General features: G+C 46.9%; 10 protein-coding genes. 4 read left to right on the top strand and 6 right to left on the bottom strand.

The genetic code is table 11. The annotated features are described in order from the left end of the window. Positions 1-127: 127 nt before the first annotated feature. Complete coding sequence (locus RMR24_RS12210) at positions 128-2,134, top strand: N-6 DNA methylase (protein WP_310615352.1); 2,007 nt, start codon at positions 128-130, stop codon at positions 2,132-2,134. After that, positions 2,131-2,601, top strand: a complete 471-nt coding sequence (locus RMR24_RS12205; RefSeq protein ID WP_310615351.1) for a hypothetical protein — start codon at positions 2,131-2,133, stop codon at positions 2,599-2,601. The genes RMR24_RS12210 and RMR24_RS12205 overlap by 4 nt, the downstream gene beginning before the upstream one ends. A gap of 7 nt (positions 2,602-2,608) precedes the next feature. Here the strand turns inward: RMR24_RS12205 and RMR24_RS12200 are convergent, their stop codons facing one another. The 4 genes from RMR24_RS12200 to RMR24_RS12185 all read right to left on the bottom strand — a co-directional run bounded on the left by RMR24_RS12200 (position 2,609) and on the right by RMR24_RS12185 (position 5,703). After that, the gene (locus RMR24_RS12200; RefSeq protein WP_310615350.1) at positions 2,609-2,977 is read right to left on the bottom strand and encodes a hypothetical protein; all 369 of its coding nucleotides are present in this window, start codon (positions 2,975-2,977) and stop codon (positions 2,609-2,611) included. 19 nt (positions 2,978-2,996) lie between these two features. Next, positions 2,997-3,422: a helix-turn-helix domain-containing protein gene (locus RMR24_RS12195; RefSeq protein ID WP_310615349.1), complete on the bottom strand. Its 426-nt coding sequence runs from the start codon at positions 3,420-3,422 to the stop codon at positions 2,997-2,999. 225 nt (positions 3,423-3,647) lie between these two features. Next, entirely contained in the window at positions 3,648-4,934 is a 1,287-nt protein-coding gene (locus tag RMR24_RS12190) for a hypothetical protein (RefSeq protein WP_310615348.1), read from the bottom strand. After that, complete coding sequence (locus RMR24_RS12185) at positions 4,927-5,703, bottom strand: SprT-like domain-containing protein (RefSeq protein ID WP_310615347.1); 777 nt, start codon at positions 5,701-5,703, stop codon at positions 4,927-4,929. The genes RMR24_RS12190 and RMR24_RS12185 overlap by 8 nt, the downstream gene beginning before the upstream one ends. 72 nt (positions 5,704-5,775) lie before the next feature. Here RMR24_RS12185 and RMR24_RS12180 point away from each other — a divergent pair, with 72 nt between their 5' ends. Next, positions 5,776-6,528 carry a phage Gp37/Gp68 family protein gene (locus RMR24_RS12180; RefSeq protein ID WP_310615346.1) on the top strand — a complete coding sequence of 251 codons (753 nt, stop codon included), beginning with the start codon at positions 5,776-5,778 and terminating at the stop codon, positions 6,526-6,528. Here the strand turns inward: RMR24_RS12180 and tcmP are convergent. Further along, positions 6,525-7,349, bottom strand: a complete 825-nt coding sequence (tcmP, locus tag RMR24_RS12175; protein ID WP_310615345.1) for a three-Cys-motif partner protein TcmP — start codon at positions 7,347-7,349, stop codon at positions 6,525-6,527. The genes RMR24_RS12180 and tcmP overlap by 4 nt on opposite strands. A gap of 125 nt (positions 7,350-7,474) precedes the next feature. Here tcmP and RMR24_RS12170 point away from each other — a divergent pair, with 125 nt between their 5' ends. After that, positions 7,475-7,879, top strand: coding sequence for a hypothetical protein (locus tag RMR24_RS12170; protein ID WP_310615344.1), 405 nt, complete (start codon positions 7,475-7,477; stop codon positions 7,877-7,879). A 353-nt stretch (positions 7,880-8,232) separates the two neighbouring features. Here the strand turns inward: RMR24_RS12170 and RMR24_RS12165 are convergent, their stop codons facing one another. Then, positions 8,233-10,563 (bottom strand): helicase-related protein, encoded by a 2,331-nt coding sequence (locus tag RMR24_RS12165; RefSeq protein WP_310615343.1) that lies wholly within the window; start codon positions 10,561-10,563, stop codon positions 8,233-8,235. Positions 10,564-10,639: the final 76 nt, after the last annotated feature.

The following is a 10,639-nucleotide window of genomic DNA, read 5'->3' as shown; positions in this document are numbered from 1 at the left end:
TTTGAATTGTTTTAAGCGTGAGTCAACGGGTGAACAGGTTTGCGCCAATTAAATGTTTGTTGTGTTTTGGCATCAAAATTTTGCAAAACCGAAGAAATAACTTGACATCAAGAAGATGACGGAAAAAATGACTGCCAAGCCAAGCCAAGCCAAGCCAAGCCAAGCCAAGCCAAGCCAAGCCAAGCCAAGCCAAGCCAAGCCAAGCCAAGCCAAGCAGCGCAACGAGCGTAAAACCGAAAACGTAGTACGTGATGCTCTAGCAAAGCAAGGCTATCGCGATCCTCAATCTGATGTTCAAGTCGAAGAACAAAAGAGCAACATTGAGGCCGTTAAGCGATTACTCAAATCTGCCAGTAAAACAGGTGGTGGTGGAAATGGTGCTCCTGAGTTCATCATCAGCTCGCCCACATCGCCCGATTTCTTAGTCATTGTCGAGTGCAAGGCTTCCATTACAGATCATGTCAGCGATTGCGTTGCTGTCATGTGCAAAGGGGCGCTCGATACAGAAGTCAGTGAAGTTAAATTCAAACGAATTCAACGCTACGCAGTAGATGGCGCATTGCACTATGCACAGGCTTTATCGCGAGAGTTCAACGTCATTTCAATAGGCGTTAGCGGTGAAACGGCGAAATCAGCGCGCATATCCACGTATCTGTGGCCCAAAGGGGGGCATAAGCCCAAAGAGCTAAAAGCAAAGGATGGGGCCGCTCTGGGCGACTTCATTCCGTGGCTTGATTACGTTGAGCACGCCACATTTGACCCTACGGTTCAAAAACTTCGCTTCGATGAGTTGATGGATTTTGCAAGTGAGTTGCATGAGTTCATGCGTGATCACGCCAAATTGACTGAGAGTGAAAAGCCGCTACTTGTTAGTGGCACTTTGATTGCCTTGCGCAATCCCGCTTTTGCTGCTTCATATGGGCTGTATACCCCAGCACAAATCCAAAAAGAGTGGATGCGCGTCATTCATGATGAGATAAAACATGCCGACATTCCGTTGGCCAAAAAAGACAACATGACTCAGCCTTATTCAAGCATCGCGGTCCATCCCGAGCTTGGAAAAGCAACCAAGGCATACCCTAAAGGGGTTTTGCATGAGCTGATTGATCAGCTCAATGCAAAAGTTTGGCCATTCATCAGTGTCTATCACGACTTCGATGTGGTCGGTCAGTTCTATGGCGAGTTTCTCAAATACACAGGTGGAGACAAAAAAGCTCTCGGTATCGTACTCACACCTCGACACATTACCGAGCTGTTCGCCTTGCTTGCGAATGTCAAGAAGACAAGCAAGGTCTTAGATCTATGCGCAGGCACAGGTGGATTTTTGATTGCAGCCATGCACCGAATGTTCAAGGCTGCAAGAACCAAAAAAGAAAAGGCACAGATACGTCAACATGGATTGGTTGGTGTTGAGCAGCAACCCAATATGTTTGCACTCGCAGCATCAAACATGATTCTGCGAGGTGATGGCAAGGCGAACTTGTATCAAGGAAGTTGCTTTGATTCTGCAATCGCCTCGGCTTTAAAACAGCATGGTTGTGACGTGGGAATGATTAATCCGCCATACAGCCAAAGCGATAGCGATTTTCATGAGCTTAAATTCGTATCTCACATGCTTGATTGTCTGCAGGTCGGAGGAACAGGCATTGCCATCGTGCCAATGTCATGTGCAATTTCAGCATCCACTCTACGTGCAGAGCTGCTTTCCTCACACACTTTAGAGGCTGTTGTTTCCATGCCTGGTGAGTTGTTCTACCCAGTTGGTGTTGTGACCTGCATCATGATTTTTACGGCACATCACCCACACGCCACTGAAGCTCGTAAGACTTGGTTTGGTTTTTGGAAAACAGACGGTTTTGTTAAAACAAAACACAGAGGTCGATGTGACCTCAATGAGGCGTGGCCACAAATTAGAGATCACTGGGTTGAGTCTTATCGCAACAAGGAGGTCCACGCTGGTGAGAGCGTTCTTCAATACGTGACAGCGGATGATGAGTGGTGTGCTGAGGCCTACATGGAGACGGACTACAGAAAGATTGATCGAGCCGCTTTTGAGCAAACTGCAAAAGACTATGTTGTGTATCGGCTCATCGGCGTTGATCAAAACGCATCAACCTTGGATGATGAATCATGAAACTTATTGCACTGTCTGAATTGTTCGATATTACCTATGGCGTCAATCTTGAACTCAATCGTATGGTGTTGAGTTTGACAGGCCTACCATTTGTAGGTCGCTCTGATCGTAACAATGGTGTCACAGCGCGTGTTGAGAAAATTGAAGGAGTCACGCCTAACCCAGCTGGAACCATTTCAGTTGCAGGCGGTGGTTCTGTCTTGGCTGCTTTTTTGCAGCCGGAGCCTTACTACTCGGGGCGTGATCTTTTTTACTTAACTCCGCTTGTTGAGATGACTGACAGCCAGAAGCTCTACTACTGTGCTTGCATTCGAGCGAATCGCTATCGGTATAGCTATGGCAGACAAGCCAACAAGACTTTGAAAAGTCTGATGGTGCCGCGAGTTAAATCAGCCCCAGTGTGGGTAAACACTGGGCTAGAGCGTGTGGTCAATGACTTTTCTAAGCGCGTATTTGAAATTTGCTGACAACGCATCATTCACGAGCTATGACACTGGCTTGATCCATTTGAATAAGCGACAGCAATCCAGCAAGAGAATTTAAAGTTTCAGCGAGCTGTGCGAAGTCCCTTGCGATTAATGAAGCTATTCCAGTGCGATATCCCAGCACATCAATGTAAAAGAGTGGATTGCCATTTTCAGGTTTATCGTTTTTATAGATCACGATTGCGGCATTTGAGGGTGTCCGTTCAATTTCACTAGAAATTTCTGACAAATAGCCAGCAGTGGCTAGGAGCGCATAGAAATCGCTATCGGTATCGCTAGTGTCTGTGGGAATTGGATCTTTCACAGATACTAATTTTCCGTTTACCAGTTCCCAGCAGTATTGTTCATTGGTTTTCAATTTTTTTTCCAATCAGCAGTTAGTCACTTAAGGCTTGATGCGCTTGCTTTTTTGTTAGTTTGCGTACAGCGGCGATTGCAGGCAATTGACTTGATCGAGGGCGGGATTTCTCTTGCTCCCAGTGGTATACCGATTGAGCAGATACACCCACGAGCTTGCCCATATCTGCCGCAGTCAAATCTAATTTTTTGCGCAATGTAGCGAAACCACCAGCTCTAAAACGCAGTGACTGTTTTTCAGCCGGTTCGTTGCTAACCACAGTCTTCGGTTTTTGTTTCAACAGACGTGCGACAGACGTTTCAAGCGCAGAAATTCGGCGTTTAAGTGATGCAATTTCGGAGCGATATTGCGCCGAAGATTTCTTAACTTGTTTTGAATCTGTGCGAGCCTCTTTGCGAGCTATGCGTGCAATTTCATTTTTCAACTGATAGGCAAACGTTGTCATTCAAAGCTTTCAAGTTTTTGTGATTGGAGCGCATTCTGCGCAAATAAACATACTTTGTCCAATCAAACGCTTGAATGAACCAAGTGCACGTTGCTTGTGCTGGCCACATTTGTAGCAGCTCATAGTGGAAATATTGGCAGATCCACCAAACGGTGAACCACCTTGTTTGGATTTGTACCTCAATCCATTTGTTGAAATTTTGGTGATTTCTTCTCTGCTCATCATTTACTCCGTAACAGCAGTTTTTGGTTCGTGCCTACTCTGTGGGAAGTTCACGCTGCGCGTGATTGGCCATCCCCATAAACGAGCTTGTGCCGTACTCGCATTTTTCTGCGCACTATTTGAATTAAGGTTTGATGCAAACCATTGATTTGCAAGCACTACAACCTGAATTTTTTCATCTCCAGCGCTCCATGCTGTGACAATCCAAGGCCACATTAAAAGCTCTTCATAGCAAAAAATGACAGCCAATGATGTTGACCCAACTTTGATCAGTCCACTGTCAAACCAGCGCATGGGCATATGTCCGGCCGATCTCCAAGGATGCCAGCCGCCCACAGGCATCGGAATTCTTGCATGGACTGTTCTAACAGAGTTTGCTTCAAAAAGGATTGCGCTGTTCGATTGCTCATGGTCTGTATCAACGATGTCAAATCCCACGATAAGCCCATTGTCAGGGCTGGTGCTCGCGGTCGTCATGCTTTTCCACAGCCATTCGATGTTGGTTTGCCACACACCGCCCACACTTTCAGGTAAGACCACTAGGTTTGGAGAATCAGCAGCACCTAATGCGCGACTGGCAAGATTAACCAATTCAAGTTGACGATTGAAGTGCTCTGATTTGCTTGTCGGGTAGCGTGGCAGCTGCGTATCAATATTTTTGACTGCTAGATCCCCCGTGTTTTGGTTTTGTTCCCACGCAATATTTGCGACTACGGATGTTACGAATAGCAACGCAGTTGCAAAAGCTGAGGCAACTCTAATTTTTTTGTTGTCTGCTAAAAAAATCAATGCAGTGAATGGCCATGAAACGATGCAAAATATCAATCCATAAAATCTTAGATTCGGAAAAAGCCACCCAGCGCTCAATAGTGGAGAAGGGGCGTTGAAAGCTGCTAATGGAGGCAAATTTGTTACTGTCAATAGGGCAATCAAGCTAATGCACCTTGGTGCAAGTGACCTTGTCCACGTAACGGACCAGATCAGTGTCAACACGCAGATGTAGACCGTGAGCACACCAAAGCCTAGTGACTGCGACCAATCTGTGATTCGTTGCGCAGCGATGGGCAAGTCAATCCACGCAACAAAATGGTACGCCCCAATCAAAGCAACGACTTGACTGCGCGACGTACACGTTAACCAAACAAATGGGATCAACCAAGTCAATAACATTTGACTAGGTGTTTGGTCTAAGTGCCAAGCGCAATATGCGATGGCGGCTCCCACACTCATCATCAGCAGGATGCTCTGAGAGTTCTTCGAATTCAAAAACATTTTGGAGCGTTCAACCATTTGAACCAACGTTCATCAATGAGGCCATCAGGTGGACGTTGCAATCGCCGCATATCAGGTTAAGCGTTGGCTTGCCCCATGCCTGCGCTCGGCACTCAGGACATACATATTTCAATCTGTTAGATGAGTTCTCTGCGCGAATAACCAATCCAAGTGAACTGTTGACACTTGCTGGTGCCGGTGAGTGAATTTGACTAGGGGAGGGGACAGATTCGTTCGGAATATGAGAATGCTCCAATGGGCTTTGGTCGCTATCCCATTTTGGGGGCTGTGTTGCTGGATACCTGTCGTACCAACTGATTCGAAATTTAGTCGCTAAAAGTTCACGGCAAGCCTTGAGAAATGGTCCTTCAACAATGTAGTGATCCATTTGATCACCCGTAGTTTTTCCACCAGGTTGTGCAGTGCTTGAAGGATGCAGACCTATTGACAACATCTTGTCGGCCCATTCTTGATTGTGATATTTGCCCCTGCCTGGCTTGCCATGGTGTTGTTGCCATAAGTGAACCATCTCATGGACCTTCGTAGAAAGGACTTCCTCGATTGACTGAATCGCAAAGTATTCGGGATTCAAAGCGATCTCATCGGTCTTGTGTCCATGCTCATCCACAAAGCGATCAGGGCTGTAGTAGCCCATGGTTCGTTTGTTTCGTTGTAATGTGATCAAACATGCAGGCAAAGTCTCACCAAACAAACGTTGGTTGAACCAGTCATAGGCAATCTGAAGCTCTCTGTAGGTTTGCTCAGTCGGACTTCCTAAATATTTCATTCACAAATTGTATTGCACAATACAATTATTGATGTAAAATTCACCAATCGGTTTTGAAACGAGGGGAACAACATGGCAAGTCAATCGACAATTGAATGGACGGAACAGACTTGGAATCCAACGACTGGTTGTACCAAAGTTTCACCTGGCTGCAAACACTGCTACGCAGAGGTGATGGCTCGCCGATTGACCGCAATGGGGGCAAGTGGTTACGAAAATGGTTTTGAGTTAACGCCACATCCAAGCCGTTTGGATCAGCCGAAAAAGCGCAAAAAGCCAACGACCTACTTCGTTAACTCAATGAGTGATTTGTTTCACGAGGAGGTTGACGATGATTTTTTGGATCAAGTGTTTAACGTAATCCGATCCACGCCGCAGCACACCTATCAAATTTTGACGAAAAGAGCCGAGAGACTTCCTAAATATTTCTCAAGTCGTCAGTGCCCATCAAATGTTTGGCTTGGGGTATCAGTTGAAGACAAAAAATATGGTGTCCCGCGCATTGAGCATCTCAAAAAAGTTAAGGCACACATACGATTTTTATCGGTAGAGCCACTTCTTGAAGACCTTGGGAGCCTCAACCTCAATGGCATTGATTGGGTCATTGTGGGTGGCGAATCTGGGCACAAAGCACGTCCGATGATGGAAGACTGGGCGCTTGGCGTCCAAAAGCAAGCGGAAAAAGCAGGTTCCGCTTTTTTCTTTAAGCAGTGGGGGGGGTGGGGTGCTGATGGAGTGCGGCGTCACAAAAAAGCAAACGGCCGCACTCTTGGCGGTCGGACTTGGGACTCGTACCCAGTGATTCAAATAGCCGCTGCTACTTAACCAAATAAGCTTCCTTGCCCCTCAGGGTTGGAAGCGACTTCCCAGAAATCGTGAGCAAGTTCGTGTTTGGCTGCCAACAATAACCAATACAAGGGCTGATTTTTTTCACCCGTTATCAGTTTATGTTGTTGAGATGGCCAAACCCCCAAGGATTCGATTTTCGAACGCCAAAACTCAACGATGCGGCGGCGAATTTCAATGGGCGGGGCCAGCGTATCGACTGCCTCTCGCCAACCAGGTGCAAGAATGTCAAACGTAGACTCATCTGCCTTTAGGTTGCTCTCTAAATTTCTTTGCAAATCCATAGCACTTAAATGGACCAGCATATCCATTCTATTGCATGATGCAAGTTGCTGGATGATTTCAAAGTTCAGCGCTAAGTTAAAGGGGTCTACAAACGCAAAATGCAAACCGTGCGGATAGCGTTGTTTGATTTCTTTAACGATTTCGATAACGGCTTCATGAGCTGGAAGGCAATAGCCTGTAACGGGGGCTCCAAGTTTTTGAAGTTTCTCAGTACAAGCTGCTAATAAGTCGGAGTTTGAGTCGTTGATAAATATTTGCGAAAATGGGGCTCCACCTTCAACGCTAGCCTTCCAAGCGACGACCGCACTCCCATCGACGAGTTCGCTAGACCCACGAATTGAGGCTTGTCCTGAGCCACAAAAAAGATCTATATACGTAGCGCCGCCTCTGCCAAGAGGGGGCAAATATTTTTGTCGTGTTTTTCGTGCTGTATTGATATATCGTTGCAAATACGCATGTTTTTCTCGGACCCAAGGTCCGACGATGCTTTGTTCATGATTGTTCTTTGTGTTCATGCCAAGGTGTCGAATTTTTAACGATGAATATTGCGAAACAAATTTATACTATCATCGTTTTAACTAATTACTCATCATATGTTTGATGAAATGCATTCTTATGCACTGATTTACCAAGGAAACTCATGCTCACGAAAAATTTTATTTTCTTACTCTCAGTCACCGTTGCTCTTAGTGGTTGTGTCGCAGCTGCGTTTGTTCCCAGTGCAGGTATTTTGGGCGCAAATGCTGGTGGCGTAGGAACCGCTGACGAGCTGAAACTCACTGAAATTACGGCTAAAAACTTTGGTGTCGATAAAACTCAAATTTCAGTATCAAATTTACAGAAAGACTCTTCTGCTCTAGGTGGATCATCAATTTATTACGATGTCGAGATCACAACCAAAGGGCAGAAGAAGAACCTTAAATGCATGGTTTCCAGCAGTTTTGGAGTTACATCATTACCGTTGTGCGCCAAACCAGGTGAATCATTGACCGGTGGTGGCTCTGATAGCTGTAACGCGCTTTTGAAAGCTGCTGGGAAGTGCTAAATATTTAGTGCGTATTCTGGCTACTCATGGTCGGCACACGTATTGGAGTTCTACTTTCTCATAGGCTTCAATGCTGTTTAGTTCTTTTTTCACAAAAACCACATCGGCATTGCCACATACTTTATGGATGGTTCTCAGGCAATCTGATTGTGGGGAACACGCAGTCGTGTGAATCACTCGACCTGCGCTATCTCTTTCTGCAAAAAGCGAGCACCCTGCGAACAAAATAGAAACAAGGATCAGAGACGCGAAAGACTTTTTCATATAGGGAAAAATTAATTTATTCGTATTAACTATAGCAGCTCGCCCATCAAAAAATCCCCCAAGCCTTTCGACTTGGGGGGGGGGGAGAATCAGCTAACTAGCTGCTTGGCCAAGGCAACTTCAATTGAGTCACCATCTTGATTTAATACCTCTAATCCCGTTTCGGGCATGTCTCCCGAAGTAGATTGAGAAACTGCGATTTTCTTGGCCATGAGAGTCAGACATTGCTCTTGTGCACTGCCTTCGTACCCCAAAAATATGACTTCTACAGCCACCTTCTGACCAATGCGCCAACTTCGACGTGCCGCTTGCTGCAATGTATAGACGTTGTAACCCGTCTGCATGAACACGATGGTTGGAAATTCCAGCATGTCCAAGCCCGTTTTGACAAGCTCAGGATTGGTGATGATGACATCAACCCCACGTTCAACCTGATCGGCCAACCAGTCTTCACGCTTTGCAGCTTCGACCGTAGCTCGTAGCACTGCGACTTTAAAGCCTGCCTGCTCCAACATAACTTTGAGTCGTGCCGTGGTATCACGTCCACCTGTGTAGGTGGTGTAAACCAAGACTCGACGTCCGCGTTGACGCTGTTGCCTACAGATTTCTAGTAGCTTGCGCTCTTTAGGCATAAGCTCAACATCACTGTAGAGACTAGGTGCCGAAGCCAGCATGGTTTTACGGTGTGGGTGATAGACGTTTTCCTCGCGGAAACAGCAATCAGGCCACGCTAACAGCACGTTGAGCACCACGCCTAGAAGCGAATGATCTCCAGCACGCAGCGAGTCGTTCAAAATTCGGCGCAGCGTTGAAGCTAACCGCATTTCGTAGACTTGCTTTTGCATCTCATCCATAGCGATTGGAATGAAGATCTCCTCATAAGGCGGCAACACATTCCCGCCAATGTCTTTGAGTTTCAAAAACGCGGTATAGGGCACCACATAACGCATGATGCCCTTAGGTCCAAAGCCTGGCCCCTTGGTGATGCTGGTTTTATCACGGTTGCCACGCGCTGTGCGATGCGAACCTTCGTCACGCTCTTTCTGCGTTTCAATCAAAACACCGTGAGCAGCCATGAAGGCATTGCTCGCTGGCCCAATTGAATTGCGCTCGTTGTAGCTGAAACCATCCTCAATCATCATCTTGGGATTGAGGCGATAAAACAGATGAAACAAGTCATCTGCATAGCCGCCCATCAAAGTACCGGTGAGCAAAATGGTCTTGCTTGCACAAGCGGCCAACACACCCATGGCTTGCCCTTGAGCTGAACCCTCGTTCTTGTACTCATGACCTTCATCTACCAACAATGTGCCAAAGAAGCCTTTGGGCAAATACCGTTTAATGAACTCGGTGGGCTGGTAGCCCCCCTGACCAAAGCTAATTTCGTTGTTCCCAAGGAACCTCTCCATACGCTTGGCTTGTCGATCAGAAAACAACAGCTCGCCGTCTTCGTCCATCAAGTTGATGAAATTGTGAAAGTTGTCTTCCAGCATGTTGGCCAACATGGCTTCGCCAAAATTTTTAACCAAACGTTCAGCGGTTTTGTCGCCGATGCTTGGAATTTGACGAAGCGCATCGAGGACACGATCGCGTTGAGACTTCTCAGGAGCCTTGCCTCGTGTCAAAGTCCACAAGGGCTCGTGGCAATGGTTACAGGACATACGCCGACGATTGAGGTAATCGTCAGCTAGGTATACCTGCAAGGGGGCGTTTTCATCGTCATGCACAGTCTCTCCGCAATGGCCGCAAGCGGCCACCCGCAAAACTTGATAGTCACCTTCTTCACGACTGGTGCCAACGATTCGGGTGACGTAGGAGGGTTTCCAATCAAAGCCCATGCGCATGCGCACGCGCCCCAGGATGAAAAACTCAGGATGCTCAGGCTTATCCCGCATTGAGCGGATTTGCAAGAGCTTTCGCAATGTGTCAGGACCATTCAAAATCCAAACTCGTGCATGTGGCACCGTCTGAATAATTTCACGTCGCCACTTGTAGACCAAGTGAGGGGGTGAAATCACCAAAGTGCGAACAAAGCCCTCTTTGTGCAAAACAGCGGCTGTTGCAATGCCCATGAGAGTCTTGCCCGTGCCCATTTCGCCGTTGATAACGGCTCCGGACTCACCTGAACCGATCAACAACTCACCTATGGCGTGAACTACCTCGCTTTGAGCAGGGAACGGCTTGCGAAGCAAACTGTCGAGTAGCTGATCCCATTCAAGCCGACGAACCTCTTGGTAAATCGGTGGGTTTTGCTCTTGAACAGCATCCAGTAGGCCTTCGCCAAACTGACGAATGAAATCCGGCAGAGTGATGATTTGCTCCAAAGCTTGTCCGTCTGCATTACCGCTTGACTGGTTTTTTGAAGGGCTAATCTCAATTGCTTCGAGCACATCGACTTCGGGTGTTGCATATGCATTCATGGGGAAATCTCCAAAATTACGCGAAGACATCCCCTTGCGGGGATGCGTCCCCGCTAGGGTGGTTAAAAAATGTCCT

This window comes from Limnohabitans sp., from assembly GCF_031539105.1.
Lineage (GTDB): Bacteria > Pseudomonadota > Gammaproteobacteria > Burkholderiales > Burkholderiaceae_C > Limnohabitans.
This window is presented reverse-complemented; position numbering and strand designations above follow the sequence as displayed.